Source organism: Rhizobium sp. P38BS-XIX, assembly GCF_012641435.1.
Classification (GTDB): domain Bacteria; phylum Pseudomonadota; class Alphaproteobacteria; order Rhizobiales; family Rhizobiaceae; genus Rhizobium.
In genome coordinates, this window is record NZ_JABAIJ010000004.1 from 21,424 (window position 1) to 38,230 (window position 16,807).

Annotated in this window: 6 protein-coding genes and 1 pseudogene; 2 read left to right on the forward strand and 5 right to left on the reverse strand. The window is 61.0% G+C overall.

The features are described 5' to 3' along the window. Nucleotides 1–110: 110 nt before the first annotated feature. The 5 genes and pseudogenes from HGP17_RS14605 to HGP17_RS14625 form a co-directional block, all read right to left on the reverse strand. Nucleotides 111–1,874 carry a ShlB/FhaC/HecB family hemolysin secretion/activation protein gene (locus HGP17_RS14605; RefSeq protein ID WP_348648940.1) on the reverse strand — a complete coding sequence of 588 codons (1,764 nt, stop codon included), beginning with the start codon at nucleotides 1,872–1,874 and terminating at the stop codon, nucleotides 111–113. A gap of 196 nt (nucleotides 1,875–2,070) precedes the next feature. Beyond that, the gene (locus HGP17_RS14610) at nucleotides 2,071–2,622 is read right to left on the reverse strand and encodes an invasion associated locus B family protein (RefSeq protein WP_168810882.1); all 552 of its coding nucleotides are present in this window, start codon (nucleotides 2,620–2,622) and stop codon (nucleotides 2,071–2,073) included. Nucleotides 2,623–3,366: 744 nt separating this feature from the next. Then, complete coding sequence (locus HGP17_RS14615; RefSeq protein WP_168810132.1) at nucleotides 3,367–13,230, reverse strand: YDG domain-containing protein; 9,864 nt, start codon at nucleotides 13,228–13,230, stop codon at nucleotides 3,367–3,369. A 195-nt stretch (nucleotides 13,231–13,425) separates the two neighbouring features. After that, nucleotides 13,426–13,677 (reverse strand): annotated as a pseudogene (locus HGP17_RS14620) (hypothetical protein); the annotation flags it as partial. A gap of 139 nt (nucleotides 13,678–13,816) precedes the next feature. Further along, entirely contained in the window at nucleotides 13,817–14,563 is a 747-nt protein-coding gene (locus HGP17_RS14625) for a BPL-N domain-containing protein (protein WP_168810136.1), read from the reverse strand. 429 nt (nucleotides 14,564–14,992) lie between these two features. Here HGP17_RS14625 and HGP17_RS14630 point away from each other — a divergent pair, with 429 nt between their 5' ends. Next, a complete protein-coding gene (locus tag HGP17_RS14630; RefSeq protein ID WP_168810884.1) occupies nucleotides 14,993–15,697 on the forward strand; it encodes a response regulator in 705 nt (234 codons plus the stop codon). Then, on the forward strand, nucleotides 15,681–16,781 hold the full coding sequence (locus HGP17_RS14635) for an ATP-binding protein (protein WP_246704100.1): 1,101 nt from the start codon (nucleotides 15,681–15,683) through the stop codon (nucleotides 16,779–16,781). Before HGP17_RS14630 ends, HGP17_RS14635 begins: the two co-directional genes overlap by 17 nt. The last annotated feature ends 26 nt before the right edge of the window (nucleotides 16,782–16,807 follow it).

Consider the following 16,807-nt stretch of genomic DNA (forward strand, 5'->3'; position numbering starts at 1 on the left):
ATGGTTGTGCCAAGATCAAGGCGTCGGCTCTCGTCGCGCCAACCGATTGGCGTCGTTAAGATCGAGATGAATCCGGGCGCTTGATCTGCCGCTCCGCGTCATCGGGAGCGTCAGAACTGGAACGCCGCCGAGACGGTGAAACGGTTGTCATTGCTGCCGTCGCCGAAGCGCTCGATGCGGCCATATTCGAGATTGACGTTTGTGCTGTTGAAGCTTGCCTGTTCGGCCGCCGCCAGGCGCAGACCCAGACCGTAGGCCGCGCCGCGCGAGAAGCCGCTTTCCAGCGCGGTCGGATCGTAGAGTTTGACGCCGCCATAGGCGCCGAACACATAGGGCGAGACCACGACGGCACCCGCTGTGCTGGTCCCGTCCGCAAGGTTCGTACCCTGCTGAGCCGGGAGTTCCGGCCAGCCGAACGGCAGCGTGAAGCTGGTGGAGAACGGGAATTGCGCCTCGGCGCGCAGCACAAAGCCGGCATCACCCTGCATCGAGCCGTTCGGGAAGCTCGACAGGCCGGACGAGGAAACGATGCCGATCTGCTCCGAATTGAGCAAGGGCTGGCCGAAGGACGTCTGCGCCCGCGCCCGCAGATCGAAGACCAGGTGTTCCATGACCGGCTGGCGGTAGCCGAGATTGACTTCCAGCTTCTGGAAATCGGCGTCAGCCCCCTGGCGTGACAAGGGCGTGCCGCTGGCATTGGCGTCGGCGGCACTGCGCGCACCGAGCCCGTTGACGCCGAAGGAACCGGTGAGCCCTGCGGTGACGAGCGCATCGCCCGACACATACCAGGAGAGATCGGCGCCAGTGCGCAGGATGCGCAGCCGATCCTTCGACAGGGTTATGCCGCCGCCATTGAGCAGCTCCAGCTCCTCGTCCTGCGCATCGAAACCGCCATTGACGTTGAGGGTGAATTCCCGCGAACGGATCAGCGGATAGGCAAGTCGCGCCGAATAGCGGGTGAAATCCGACATGAACTGCAATCCGAACAGGCCGGCTTCAGGCGTCGTGCGCGAGGCAGTCCCTTCCAAGTTCAGCGTCAGCCCGTCGATGCCGATCGGCAGCGTCACACCGCCGGCCAGCGACCGATTGCGCGGCGAGCCGGTAAAGTAACCCTCGTCACCGCCGAAGCGCGGCGCACCCGAGGCACGTAGATAGAAAAGCTCACCGAAGCCGAACACCGAATTGAAGTCGAGCCCGACGCCGGTATTGTATTTGCCGAGCGCGTCGGTGGAATTGTTATCGCCGGAAATGAAGCCGGTGACCGGCTTATAGCGTGCCTCGATCGTCAGCACGCTGCCGCCGTCCTGCGTCCCGCGCGACAGTGTCGAGCGCAGCACCGTGCCGGGGAGATCGCCGGCCAACAGCAGCTGGCGCTCGATGTCGTCGTTGGACATCCCCTTCTTGCCCACCAGCGGCGACAGGATCCGGGCTATACGGTCGCGAACAGCTTCGGGCAGATGCGACGTGTCGATGCGTTCAAGGAAACCGTCGATGACGACAATGCGCAGTACGGCGCCATCCACCAGGCGCTGGGCTGGCAGTACCACACGCACCAGGCCATAACCCCTGGCGGAATAGGCCCGCTCCAGCTGACCAGCCGCCTCAAACAGGGCCGCCGCCGTCACCTGTCTGCCGCTGAGGCTTTTGGCGATAACCGCCTCCTCCTCGGCAAAGCCTGGAAGACCACCGTCGACCTTGACCGACTTCAGCCGAACCGTCAGCTTCTTCGCACCCTTCGGCGCAACCGGGCCAGAGGCCTCGGGAATGACGACGCCACTGCTCTGCTTCTGCAGCTGCGGCTCGAATGTCTGCGGCGTCACCTGAGATGCAGTCTGCGCAAACGCAGATCCGACAGCTGCGAGAAACAGGCCCACGGCCGTCCCCGCACAAAACGCACCTTGCCACCAGCGTTCTTGGCTCGGTCTTCCCGGCATGCAATGCGTTCCTATGATGGCCCCTACGAACATTTCGAGCGGACGCTAAAAGGATTCTTTGATGCGGTCTCCGTCCATTTTTGACACCGCGACGATTGCTGTGACCAGCGAAGACGAACGCCTGTGAAGCGGTTTCTCATTTGGTAAGTTCACCGACGCGGGCAAGGGCAGCGGAAAAGCCCTTCAGCGACACTTTCAGCGCGACGGCTTGTGGGGGTGAAAGCGCCGTCGCCGTCAGATTGAGATTGGTACCCGTCTTGAGTTTTGACACCTGAGCGGCGTCGAACGCAACTGACGCAAGGCAGCCTTGTGGAATGCAGGTCGAAAAGGCGGCCGGACTGCCCGCCGGTGCATCGTCGATGCGGACGGATACGCCTTGAGCCAGCGCCAGCCCAAAGGGCATCAGCAGCGCGGCCTGCAGCTTGCCATCGGTGCCATTGGCAAATTCGACGGTCAGGATGTTTTGGCCATTGTCCTTGTTGCTCTGGACCTGGCGCATGACGCACTGGGTCGCAGTGCTTTGCGTCTGACATGCGACGATCCAGTCTTGATAGGTTTCAACGGCGGATCCCGCACCTCCCGGAAGAGGAGCTGCCGAACCGGCGGACGCGGCCAGAACAAGTCCGGCAACAATGGCCCACCCAGGCAGAGTGAGGGTTGACCGATCCAAAAGGCTAATAGTCGTCATGTTGTAAATACCTTCGTCGCGAACAGATGGAAGTGGATTTCCTACTTCCATCTGGCATCCATCCACCGTGTCTGCCTCTAAAGTGCCACGGACGCTAAGCGCCTTCTCATCGATTGTCTGCGTCCATTTCTGATAAGCTGACGCATTGGTGGTCTCCCTCTCGCCGCCTCTCAACGATCGAACGATGCCCATCAGACACAGGAACCTGCGCCGTGAGCCGCGTGACGATAATTTGGATGCCCGAGCGGCGTCCTGAGACGGGGCCTATATCGATCTGAAAAGTTTCTGATTTTTTCTGAAGCCGACGGCCAACGGCGGGTTTGTCTGACAAGGCTCTGAGACCGAACGACCGCTCTGCTGCCTCAGATCAGACAATGGGTGACATCCCTCATTATTTTTCCAATGCGCCGTGGCGCGGACACGATGGATGTAAGTGGCGAAAGCAGAACGGACACGTGCTGTGCCACGACGAGATTTAGGATGGTAGAGAAGGTTGGTATGAAACGTTGCAAACCTCCGGCCGATCGGAAGCCCTACCTGTGGTGCGTCCGTTTTCGCAGTGGCGGACGAGAATTCTCGATCTCTTGGTCGCCGCCCCCTGCAATATCTGGTCATCGCCGTTCTTCTGCATCGCTTGGTGGTTGGCCCGTTAAATGGCCGTCACCGGAACAATGGCACGAGTCGACGTCCCGCGAAGTGTCTTTGACCAACGTAACTCGGCCTTCTCCTCTGATCTGTTCGCTCTCACGGAGCCGCCCTTGGGACAACGCAGGCCTCTCCATTCCCGAGGCAGACGACGGTGCCGTCGAAACGTGGATCGGAGATGAGGATGCGACTTCCGTCACCATGCCCCTCGCCGGCAAATGCCGGATCACTTTGGCTCTGAGCCGGCGGCAATGGCGGCGTGGTATCTGGTTGGTAGGAGCGAGGAATGATGACGCTGGCAAGCTCTCCGCTCGGGGTCGATGGAGCCGCATTGACCGTCAGCACGCCATCGGTGAAGCGCATGGCGTAGTTGGCCGACGATGTCAGGCTTCCGCGAGTGATGGCATAGTTGCCGGGTGCGGAGAAAGGATTGGCCGCACTGACAAGCTCACCGAACAGCCGGTCACCATTGGCGAGACCCGCACCGCCAATCGTGTAGGCAAAGAGCGGATTGGCCGCTCCCGTAAACCGGCTGGCGTTGCTGGCGATGACGTCGATCAGTCGTGACGTGATCGTCAAGTTGGCACCGGTATAGCCGATCGTGTAGTTGCCATTGCCGAGCGTGCCGAGGTCGATGGCATAGGAGTCGACATTGGAGGCAGGATTGGCCGCGGTCGACAGTGCCCCGGTCAGGCTGTCGCCATTGATGAGGCCGGTGGCGACATAGCTAAGAAGCGGGTTCTGGTCGCCATAGCTGCGGCTGGCACTGTTGGCCGATACCGTGATCGCCCGCGGGGTGACGGCGAGATTGCCGGCGGTGAAGCTGAGGTCATAATTACCAGAGGCTGCAAGCGAGCTCTGGCCGATGCCATAGATCCCGACATTGGAGGCACCATTGGCCGATGTGGCGAGATTGCCGGACAGCAGATCGCCATTGACGAGGCCGGCGCCGCCGATGGTGTAGGTAAGGAGCGGATTGGCATCGCCATAGATGCGGCTTTGATTGTTGGCCGCCACCGTGATGGCGCGCCGGGTGACGGTCAGATCGGCACCGCTGAAGGCGAGGTCATAATTGCCCGAAGCTGCAAGTGAGCCCTGGCCGATGCCATAGATCCCGACATTGGAGGCGCCATTGGCCGACGTGGCGAGATTGCCCGACAGCAGATCGCCATTGACCAGCCCTGCTCCGCCGACTGTATAGGTAAGGAGCGGATTGGCATCGCCATAGGCACGACTGACATTGTTGGCGGCAACCGTGATCGCACGTTTGGTGACCGTCAGGTCAGCGCCGCTATAGCTGATATCGTAGTTGGCATTGCCAAGCGTTCCCTGGGTGATGCCGTAGGTACCGACATTCGACGTGCCATCGGCCAAGGTCGAGAGAGCGCCAGAGAGACTGTCACTGTTGACCAGCCCTGCGCCGCCGACGGTATAGGTGAACACGGGATTGGCATCACCATAGGTCCGGGTTGCGCCATTCGCCGTGACCGTGATGGCGCGCCTGGCGATATCGGCAAGGGCGGTCGCGCTCGTATCGGCCAGCGTGTAGTTGCCGGCGTCCGCGCCAGCGAGACTGAGGCCAGAGATGGTGACGACCTTGCCCAAGCCGGCATTGGCATCGGCGAAGGCACCGGCATAGCCATTGCCGAGGGTGAGCACATCGCCAGTGGCCATGCCGTTGAAGACCGCGCCGGCTGTGCTCAAGGTCGCATTGGTCGAACCGTCATAAGTCTTGCCCGAAGCCGTAATGCCGCCGATCGAGGAGACGACAGCCTTGGCAATGTCAACCGTGCCGCTGCCGAGAACGTAGTTCGAGGCGAGACCGGTGCCATTGCCAAGGGCGAGCGAGCCGAGGCTCACCGACTTGCCGTTGCCGGCATTCTTGTCACCCATGCTGCCTGTGCCCGACAGCGACAGCGTCTCATTGCCCACGAGGTTCGACAGCGTCAGGATCGAATGGTCGAGAGCGCTGGTGCCATCATAGCTGCGACTGCCCGACAAGCTGATCGTCCGCTGACCGATCGTGGCGAGGGTGCTCGCCGTCGTATTGGCGAGCGTATAGTTGCCGGCGTCAGCGCCAGCAAGACTGAGGCCTGCGATCGTCACGACCTTGCCCGAACCGGCATTGGCGTCCGCGAAGGCACCACTCCATCCACTGCCGAGGCTCAGGCTATCGCCCGTCACCATACCGGTGAAGGTCGCATTGCCGGTATCCAGCGTGGCGGTAGCCGAGCCGTCATAGGTCTTGCTTGATGCGGTAATGCCGCCGATCGACGAGATCGTCGCCCTGGCGATGTCGGCCGTCGTCGTGGCGGTGGAGGCGATCGTGTAGTTGTCGGCATCCATGCCCGACAGCGTGATCCCCGACAGCGTTACCACCTTGCCCGAACCGGCATTCTTGTCGGAGAAGGTCGCACCACCATAGCCGAAGGTAACGGTGTCGTTGGCAACGATGCCACCGAGCGTCCCGGCATTGCTGATCCCGGCGCTCACGCTACCGTCATAGGTCTTGTTCGACACGGCAAAGCCGCTCAGCGTCAGGCTCGCTTTGGCGATATCGGCAAACGTCGTCGCCGTCGTCGAGGCAAGCGTATAATTGCCCGCATCCGCACCGGAAAGCGAAAGACCAGAGATGCTGACCAGCTTGCCGGTGCCGGCATTCTTGTCGGAGAAGGTGCCGGTAAGACCATTCCCCAGGGTAAGCACGTCGCCGGCGATCATGCCGGTGAAGGTGGCGTCATTGCTGTTCAGCGTCGCATTGGTGGTACCGTCATAGATCCTGCCATTGGCGGTGATGCCGGAGATCGCAGAGATGGTCGCCTTGCCGATGTCGACCGTGTTGCTGCTACCCATCAGCGTGTAGTTCGAGGCAAGGCCGCCATTCGTGCCATTCCCGAGCAGCAGAGAACCGAGGCTCAGGGATTTGCCAATTCCGGCATTCTTGTCAGCGATGCTGCCGCTACCCGACAGTGTCAGCGTCTCATTGCCGATCAGGTTCGACAGTGTCAGGAACGAATGATCAAACGACGTGGTGCCGTCATAGATGCGGTTGCCTGACAGGCTGATCACCCGCTGGGCGATATTGGCAAGCGTCGTCGCAGTCGTATTGGCCAATGTGTAGTTGCCGGCATCCGGACCGCCGAGCGACAGACCCGAGATCGTCACCGTCTTGTTCGAACCGGCATTGGCATCGGAGAACTGGGCGGTGATGCCGTTGCCGAGGGTGAGCACATCGCCAGTGGCGATGCCGTTGAAGACCGCGCCGGCTGTGCTCAGGGTCACATTGGTCGAGCCGTCATAGGTCTTGCCGTTGGCGGTGATGCCACCGATCGAGGAAATCGCCGCCTTGGCGATGTCGACCGTATAGGTGCCGCCGGCCAGCGTATAGTTCGAGGCCAGGCCGCCATTCGTCCCGTCACCCAGCAACAGCGAGGAAAGCGCCACAGATTTGCCGTTGCCGGCGTTCTTGTCACCCATGCTACCAGCACCCGAGAGCGTCAGCCTCTCATTGCCCACGAGGTTCGACAGGGTGAAGATTGAGGCAGCGACATCGGTGGAACCATTGTAGGTGCGGCTGCCCGACAGACTGACCACCCGCTGGGCGATATTGGCAAGCGTCGTCGCCGTGGACGATGCGAGCGTGTAGTTGCCGACGTCAGCGCCAGCGAGACTGAGACCGGAAACGGTGACCGTCTTGTTCGAACCGGCATTCGCGTCGGCGAAGGCACCGGCGTAACCATTGCCCAGCGTCAGAACGTCGCCGGCGACCATGCCGGTGAAGCTGGCTCCACTGGTGTTCAGAGCCGCATTGATCGTACCGTCATAGGTCTTGCCCGACGCCGTAATGCCACCGATCGAGGTGATCGTGGCCTTGGCGATGTCGGCCGTGCCGGTGCCAAGAACGTAGTTCGAGGCGAGACCAGTGCCGTCACCAAGGGCGAGCGAGCCGAGGCTCACCGACTTGCCATTGCCGGCATTCTTGTCACCCATCGAACCCGTTCCCGACAGCGACAGCGTCTCGCCCGAGACGAGGTTGGACAGGGCGAAGATCGAATGGTCGAGAGCGGTGGTGCCATCATAGATGCGGTTGCCCGACAGGCTGATCACCCGCTGGGCGATATTGGCAAGCGTAGTCGCAGTCGTATTGGCCAGCGTATAGTTCCCCGCATCCGCGCCAGCAAGGCTGAGGCCAGAGATGGTCACCGTCTTGTTCGAGCCGGCATTGGCATCGAAGAACAGACCGGAGAAGCCAGCGCCGAGGGTGAGCGCGTCTCCGGCGACCATGCCGTTGAAGGTGGCGCCATTGGTATTCAGGGTCGCATTGGCCGAGCCATCATAGGTCTTGCCATTGGCGGTAATGCCGCTGATTGTAGAAATGGTGGCCTTGGCGATGTCGACCGTGCCGCTGCCAAGAACATAGTTCGAGGCCAGGCCACCATTCGTGCCATCACCAAGGACGAGCGAGCCGAGGCTCACCGACTTGCCATTGCCGGCATTCTTGTCGCCCATCGAACCCGTGCCGGACAGCGTCAGCGTCTCATTGCCCACAAGGTTCGACAGCGTCAGCATCGAGTGGTCGAGCACCGTCGTGCCATCATAGATGCGGTTGCCCGAGAGACTGATCACCCGCTGGGCGATATTGGCAAGGGTGCTGGCCGTCGTATTGGCGAGCGTGTAGTTGCCGACGTCCGCACCAGCGAGCGACAGCCCGGAGATCGTCACCGCCTTGCTCGAACCGGCATTGGCATCGGCGAACAGACCGGAGAAGCCAGCGCCGAGGGTGAGCGCGTCTCCGGCGACCATGCCGTTGAAGGTGACGCCATTGGTGTTCAGGGTCGCATTGGCCGACCCGTCATAGGTCTTGCCATTGGCGGTAATGCCGCTGATTGCAGAAATGGTGGCCCTGGCGATATCGACCGTGCCGCTGCCAAGAACATAGTTCGAGGCCAGGCCACCATTCGTGCCATCACCAAGGACGAGCGAGCCGAGGCTCACCGACTTGCCATTGCCGGCATTCTTGTCGCCCATGCTGCCGGCACCCGACAGCGTCAGCGTCTCACTGCCCAAAAGGTTCGACAGCGTCAGCATCGAGTGGTCGAGCACCGTCGTGCCGTCATAGACCCGGCTGCCCGACAGATTGACGATCCGCTGGCTGATATTCGCAAGCGTGGTGGTCGTGTTCGACGCGAGCATATAGTTGCCGGCGTCAGTGCCGGTGAGGCTGAGCCCAGAGATCGTCACGGTCTTGTTCGATCCGGCATTGGCGTCAGAGAACAGGCCGGAGAAGCCGGCGCCGAGGGTGAGCGCGTCTCCGGCGACCATGCCGTTAAGGACCACGCCGGACGCATCGAGTGTCACTGCGCTCGAGCCATCATAGGTCTTGTTGCCGGCGACAATGCCACCGATCGATGAGATCAACGCCTTGCCGATGGTGATCGTGTCGGCTCCGCCGGCAAGCGTATAGTTCGACGCAAGGCCCGAACTATTGCCAAGCGCCAGCGTACCCAACGAGAAGACAAGATTGCTGCCGACATTCTTGCTCGCAAGCTGGCCGAGACCCGACAAGGTCAGCGTCTCGCCATTGGCAAGGTTGGAGAGCGTCAGGTTGCCGGAGGCGACATTGGTCGTGCCGTTATAGGTCTGGTTGCCCGAGAGATTGACGATCCGCTGGTTGACGGTCAGCGCGCCCGATCCGTAATCGATGAAGAAGTCGTCGGCAGCACCGCCCCGATAGGTCAGCGAGAGCACGTTGGGATCGCCATAGGCATAGGTGCCGGCGTTGGTGGAAGAATTGATCGCACTGCCCCAGCCGACCGTCACGAGCGAGGCACCGTCGCCGCCGACCGTGATGCCGGAGGTGCTGGTGATGCCGTCGCCATAGGTGGTCGAGGTGTTGCCGGACAGGACCACACAGTAGCTGATGAGCGGGGCCGTGTTCAGCGCTCTCAGCACCGGTGTGCCGCCGGTCTTCAGCGTTCCCCAGGTAGTACCGTAATCCCAGCCGGCATTGATGAAGTTGGTCGGGGTCTGCATCTGCGCCGTCGTCAGGCCGGTGAGGCCAGTGCCGGTGCCGGTGCCGAATGCGGCACCCGTGCTCTGCCCGCTCGCCTGCGTGTCCCAGAAGCTCGCCGAGATCGTGCCGTTGTTGGAACCGACAAAGCCGCCGTTACTACCGCCGCTGCTGGCATCGACCGCTCCGGTCGCGTAGGATGTGCTGATCGTTCCTCTGTTCAAGGCGACGAGACCGCCGGAGGTCAGATAGGTGTCACCGACTGCGCCGGTTGCGTAGGAATTGCTGATCGTTCCCTGATTATAGGAGACAAGGCCGCCGTTATAGCCATCGATACCCGAGGTAGCGCCGGTCGCGTAGGACAAGGTGATCGCGCCATAGTTGGCGCCAACCAGCCCGCCCGGACCGCCCAAATCGGAGGTCACGGCGCCAGTGGCATAGGATTGCGAAATGGTGCCGCTTGCGGTGAGGATGGCAACCAGGCCTCCGGCATTGTAATCAGTCCCTCCCGAGCCGGCATTGGCGGTGACCGAAGCCGAAGACGAGCTGCCGCTGATCGCGCCGCTGCTTTGGCCCGCGAGGCCGCCGGCGGACTGGCTGCCCGAGACCGTGCCGCCGGTCGAGACATTGGTGATGCGGCCGGCATTGTCGTTGACGAGAATGCCCGTGTAGGCGCCGGTGCCGGAAATGCTGGCATTGGTTAGGCTGAGATCATGGATCGTCGCGGCAGACGTGGTGGACGCGAACAGGCCGCCGGTGGTGGAGGTCAGGCCACTGATCGCATGGCCGTTGCCGCCCAGCGTCCCGGCAAAATTCGCCAGCGACACCCAGCCGTTCGCACCCCAGATGCCGGAAGCATTGGTTCCTGCCGTTTCAGAAGCATCGAGGTCCGAGGCCAGCACATAGGTGGCGGACGGAGCGAGCGCCATCAGCGCCAGTTGGTGCAGGTTGGTGATGGTGATGACGCCGTTGCCATCCACCGTCGCCGCTTCCGAGCGCAGGATCGGCCGCATGTCGCCGGTCTGGTACCAGATGTTGGTGAAATCCCAGCCCGTATAGGCCGCCGCCGTGCGCGCCTGCGCGGTGGTCAGGCCGATCGCAGTGGTCGAGCCGACGTAGTGGTAACCGATAGCACTCGATTGTCCAGTCGTCTGGATATCCCAGGAATTGCCACCGCCTCCATTCCCGAAGTCGGCATACCCGACAAGTCCACCGGTATAAATGCTGTTTGTGTTGCTGAGGGCTCCGCTGGCGTAGCTGTTGACAATCTCACCCGCGGTTAGCCCGACCAGACCACCGACCACGTTGTCGTTGCCTGTACCGGTGACCGCACCGGTGGCATAGCTACACTGGATCGTGCCGTAATGGTCACCGACAAGGCCGCCGAACTCACCGGCACCACCGCTGACAGCGCCGGTGGCGTAGCTATACTGGATCGTGCCGTAATTTTCGCCGACCAGCCCGCCAGCCCAGACCGAGCCGCCGGTGACCACCCCTGTGGCATAGGAGGTGGTGACCAGCCCGTCATTTTGACCGACCAGTCCGCCGATGCCGGCCCAATTATCGCCGCTGACGGCACCGCTCGCGGAAGAATTGCTGATCGTGGCGCCGCTGTAATTCCGGCCGACAAGGCCGCCACCGCCTGTGGTGTTGATCTCGCCGTCGCCCAGAACGCTGACCGCACCACTGGCATGGGACGAATCGATAGAGGCGTAATTCGCACCCACTAGCCCGCCGACCCAGCTGCCGCCGCTGACAGCTCCGGTGGCGTAGGAAGAGCTGATGGTGCCGTAGTTGATTCCAGCGAGCCCACCGTAAACGCCGCTGGAGCCGTTGCCGGCCAGCGTGCCGGAGACATGCACATTGCTGACCGTGCCATCGTTCTCGCCGACGAGGACGCCACCGTAGTTGCCACTACCGGTCACGGTGGCATCCGACAGGTTGAGGTTTTTTACCGTGCCGCTGCTGCCGATCGTACTGAACAGGCCGGTATTGCCGCCCGGTGACAGGATGGAGAGCCCCGAGATCGTATGGCTGTTGCCATCGAGCGTGCCGTTGAAGCTGGAGAGCGGCTTGAAGCCCGCGCCATTGTTCCAGACCGCGGTGCCGGACGCGTCGATATCACTGGCCAGCGTCCAGTAGGCGGCGAGCGACGAACTCAGCCCCTGCAGGCCATAGACATCGGCGAGCCGATAGGCGGTCGCAGCGCTCGCGCCGTTGCCGCCGACGACGCGCAGGAAACTGGTGCCGTCGGTGAGGCGGAAGTCTTTGGCCGAGAAGGCAGGCAGCGTGGCGCCGTTTTGAACCCAGTTGCCCGAGGCGAGCACGAAAGCGCCGACATTAACAGCGGCATTTGCCGAAATCGTGTTGGTGCTGCCGGCCGAGACGATCAGGCCGCCATTCGCGGTGATCGCGCTGTTGATGTTGATGTCCGAGGCCGCCGCCAGCGTCAGTGTGGTGAGCGCGCTCCAATTGATCGGCGCAGCCACCGTGATGGTGCCGGCCTGCGGATTGGTTGCATCCGATGACGAGCCTGTCGTCACCGTGACATTCGCCGTCGCCAGCGCATTGGTCAGCGTGTTGACGTTGATGATGCTGTCATTGCCTGACGCCGTGAAGCCCGAGGAGTTGCTGTCCGTGCCCGTCGAGATCGTCACATTGTAGGGATCGAGCAGCAGGTTGCCGAAGGAACCATGGGTGGCTGTCAGATCGGTGAGGCCGGTATAGGAGAGCAGCGCCTTGCCCGAGACCTCGACCTCGCCGCCATTGCCCGAGAGCGCGCCACCCTTCGCCGTGATCGTGCCGGCAAAGCGGGTGAGATCGTCCGACCACAAGACGACATTGCCGCCATTGCCCGTGTTGACCGCATCGGCATTGATGACCGTATTGGCGTCGACCGTCAGCGTCTCGGCCCGCTGCAGCGGTCCCTTGCCCTGACGGTTGCCGCCGATATTGACCGTGCCGCCACCACTCTTGCCCGACGCATTGATCTTCGCATTGGCCAGCGTGATCTTGCGGCTCGTCACCTGGACCTTGCCGCCGGCGCCATGCCTGTTGCTGGCATCGAGCCTGCCGGTGATTTCAACCTCGCCATCGCCGCCCGACAGGATGATGTCGCCGCTTCTCCCCGAGACGCCCTTCGCCTCGATCGTGCCCGACATATTGACAGCCTGCCGCGCCATGTCCCTCGCCGCTGCTGCAGTCAGCTGCACCGTGCCGCCTCTGGCTACGATCCTGCCGCTATTCTCAACCAGCGCCTGCTTGCCGCCGGCCTTGGTCGGGACCGCCACCTGCAGGAAGCCGTCACCGGACAGATCAAGCGTTGCCTGTTCCCCCGATCCGAGTGCCGCCTTGCCCATCGGCACGGTGATGGTGCCGGTATTGGCAACCGTGCCGCCGATCAGCGCCATATAGCCGCCGCGGTTGATGGTGATCGCGCCGGCATTGGTCACCGGCGCAGACGCGCCATTGCCGGTAAACGTCCGCTTGCCGCCCATGAAGTCGTCGTCGGAGATGCCGAGCGTCGAGGCGACGAAGCCGCCGGCCTTGACCGTGCCCGTCTTGGTGATGGCGATGCCGTTCGGATTGATCAGGTAGACCTGGCCATTGGCCTTGATCTGCCCCGCGATGGTCGACGTCGTCTGGCCGGTGACACGATTGAGGATGGCTGCATTGGCATCCGGCTGGACGAAGGTGACGCGGTTGCCCTTGCCGACATTAAAGCTCTGCCAGTTGACGACGGCGCTGCCGCTCGTCTGATTGATGGTCAGCGCCCCGGCCGAAGGCGACCCGATCGTCGCACTGCCGGCCGCCACCTGGCCGCCTGTCGGCAACGACTGCGCCAGCACCGCCGTCGAATGCACAAGCGCCGTTGAAGCCAAGAGCGCCACCAGCCTGATCTGGTGCGAACGGGTCTTGTGCGAGAGCGTCATGCGGGTCGTCTGTCGGGTCATTGTCGTCGTCCTGGATGGAAGGTCCTCCCCGGCCCATGCCAGGCGGCCCGTTCCATCGAATGTTGTTCATTGAAACCTAGGGAATCGGCAGGCGTGCCGGGCCAGCCGATCAATCGGTTCATCCAAGTGAAGGGGACGCTAGGTAGATTCTGGGCCGTTGTCTGCGTCCATTTCTGATACCTACCGCGACCTGCTTCAGCTCGACGTCAGCGGCGCGGCGTTTTCAAGTAAGCTTTGCAACTCGAATGAGTCCCCAAAGCTTGCCACAAGAGAGGGCGACGCCCGTGCTCCTGCAATTGCGGCAGCGAGGATCAGCAGCTTGTGCGCCTGCGCTCTTCCATATTCCTCGTAAAGGCCGCGCGAGATCCACATCGGCGACTGGCTCCCGGTTCCCGTCCAGCCAATGCCGCCGATCTGTTCGGCTGCCGCCATCTTCCGGCTGACATGCGCCCAAGATTAATTTGAGAAGCCCATTTCTCATCTAAAAGCGGATCTGAACGCTTGAGCGGCCCTTGCGACACGTCAGCCGGGGGCCGCCTTTTTGCTTATAACAGGCCATTGTACTGGCCTGTTATATCAGCTTAGCTCAGCGATCGAGTTCTTTGAAAAGTGACATAAGGATCTTGTTGTCGGGTGCCTTCTCGAGAGGCATTCCGGCCTCTTCGAACCAACTCTTGTCGGCCTCTGGATGAGGACCGCTTAAGACGACCACGCCTTTGCCGAAGGAATAGCGGGCAGCAGCGATGTCGCCGTTTTGGTACGTCGCGATCGACCGAAAACCAGGATCTCCCTTTGCCTTCATCATATAAGGTCCGTCTTGATAGAACATCGGTTCGCTTTTGCCTGCCCAGCGAACCCTTATTGCAGTGCTATCGATTGTCTTGACGGAAAAACCCGGCCGCCCGATTTCAGAATCCAGTTCCTGTTGAACCAAGCCAAATCCGGAGCCGCTTGCAAGATACGCGCCCATACAAAGGCCGAGGTAGCGGCCCCCACTCGCGACATATCGTTGAATAGCTTCAACACGCTTGTCCCCGAGACTGTTGAACGCAGCTGGAATATCCTGGCCACCGCCGGGTTGAACATAGACATCGTAAAGCGAGAGATTTGCCGACGTAATGTCAATCTTCTCTGTCGCCCCAACGAAGTCGACGCGATATTTGGCTCCCAGGCTTTCGATGGCTTTTTTGGCGGTTTCCGAGCAATCGTCACAGGAAGCCGGCCCGCGATAGACAGCTACCCTGACGACGTTTGAATTTGCATTCACGTTCGATGGCGCAATCGCAGCACCGAGAACGACAACAAAGGCAAATCTTGAAACGTTATGATGCATCGACCGATCTCTTTCTGGTAAGCAATGTCCGTAAAGTGCTGGGCTCCCCGGGGCTGCGGATTGAATTGAGACGCTTGCCTCGCCAACATGTGAAGGAAGCGTCGTCGATGGCTTGACGTGCGCTCATCGACTCATGTCGCAACGGCAAATCATGGCTGATGCATCGCAGAGCCCGCCGCATGTGCGCGCGCGACCCTTGCTGACGAAGGCCGAAAGGCCAAGGCCAGTCGCGACAACGAGGATGCAGATTATCGTTGCGTGTTTTACGGTCATTGCGGCTCCGCTCCTGAGATGCACAGGGTCATCTTTGTCATTTGCGTGCATCTTGAGTGGAGGGAGTGTGGAGGTTTGGTGGAGGAGATTGCCGTACGCTTGACCTTCGCTTGGGTTTCTTCTTTTGTTGCAGCGTCATCAACAGTGAAGCATAGCATGGACAACAGCCTTGTTCTCATTATCGAGGACGAACCGGAAATCGTGGAGATATTGGAAAGCTACTTCTCTCGAGAAGGCTTTCGCACGGTCAGCGCTCGGGACGGCGCCACCGGACTTTCTCACCATCAGCGTTTGAAACCAGACCTCGTAGTCCTCGATGTGAAGCTCCCTGTCCAAGACGGATACGAGGTTTTGGCTACCATCCGCCGGCGCGGCGACACACCCGTTATCATGGCGACCGCCTTGGCTGAAGATCTCGACAAGCTGCAGGCTCTTCGCATCGGTGCGGATGATTATGTTGTCAAGCCGTTCAACCCTTTAGAGGTTGTTGCACGCGCGAAGGCGGTACTGCGCCGAGCCACGGGCGGGCATTCGCGATCAACAATCCGAGTTGGGCCTCTCCTGATTGATCCGGATGCCTATCAGGCATCAATCGATGGCCCGTTTGAACGAATTTTACTGGAGCTCACCCGCACGGAGTTCCGGCTTATCGCCTATATGGCCGGAACTCCAAACCGCGTCTTTGAACGATCGGAACTGATCGATGCCTGTCTTCCAGAGGGTGACGCTCTCACGCGCACGGTGGACAGCCACATGAGCAACCTGCGCCGCAAGCTGACCATCGCCGGGGCCGGAACTATCCTTACGGGTGTCCGCGGGGTCGGCTACAAGTTAACGGATGGCCATGGCCAGAAGCCTTAATTCGCAGCTTTTTCGCGTGATGAGCGCCTTGACGGTCGCAGCATTCGCGGTGATCCACTTTGGTTGGTATGTCTATTGGACCTTTGTTTACGACTGGCTTTTCCCTGACATTCCCGACACGGATCGTTGGAACACTGCTGACTTCATTGTCCTCGGCGTCATTCTGGTTGTCGGTTTAACGGTGGCAGCTTTTGTTGGATGGTTACAGGCGCAAGTCCTGCTTCGCCCCATCCAAAGTGTTGCCGCGGCAGCGCGCGCGATCGCAAGTGGAAACCTCTCCGCACGCGCCAAAGCCGTTCGAGGATCATTTGGAGAAGCTGAAACTCTGCTGATTGACTTCAACACAATGGCTTCGCGCCTGGAAAGCGCCGAAGCAGAACTTGAATATTCGAAATCGGCAATCGCCCATGAACTGCGCACGCCCCTGACCATATTGAGGGGACGGCTCCAAGGGCTCTTGGACGGCGTCTTCCATCCAAGTAAGGAGCTTTATGAACGATTGATCACCCATGTCGACGATTTGACACGCATCGTTGAAGATCTGCGAACGCTCGATGTGTTCCATGCCGGCCAATTGGACCTCAAGCTTGGACGGATCGATCTCGCCGAGGAAGTGCGCTCCGTCATCGACGCGATCGAACACGATTTGTCCAACGCTGCTATTACTGTCAACGCTGACCTAGCGGGCGCAGCCGTGATGGCCGATAGAGCCAGGATCCGTCAGATCTTGTTCGCAATCCTTGAAAACGCTCGTCGGTATGCACCGGGCAGCATCGTAACGATAAAGACAAGCGTCAGTGGAGGCAGAGCATCTATCCTTTGCTCCGATACTGGACCCGGCCTTTCATTGGAGGCAACGGGGCGCATGTTTGATCGGTTCTGGCGAAGTGAGCAGTCTCGAGCGCGGGTCAATGGCGGTTCAGGTCTCGGGTTGCCCATAGTTCGCGCGCTCGCAAGAGCGCACGGCGGCGATGCGACCGCCTTTCCTAATGATCGAAAAGGTACCTCCATCGAGATTTGGCTACCGACCGATGACACGCCCGACACGCCCAAGCTCGAAATTGGCACGCATGATGGATTATGAGCGACACCGTTCTCGCCCAGGGCAAT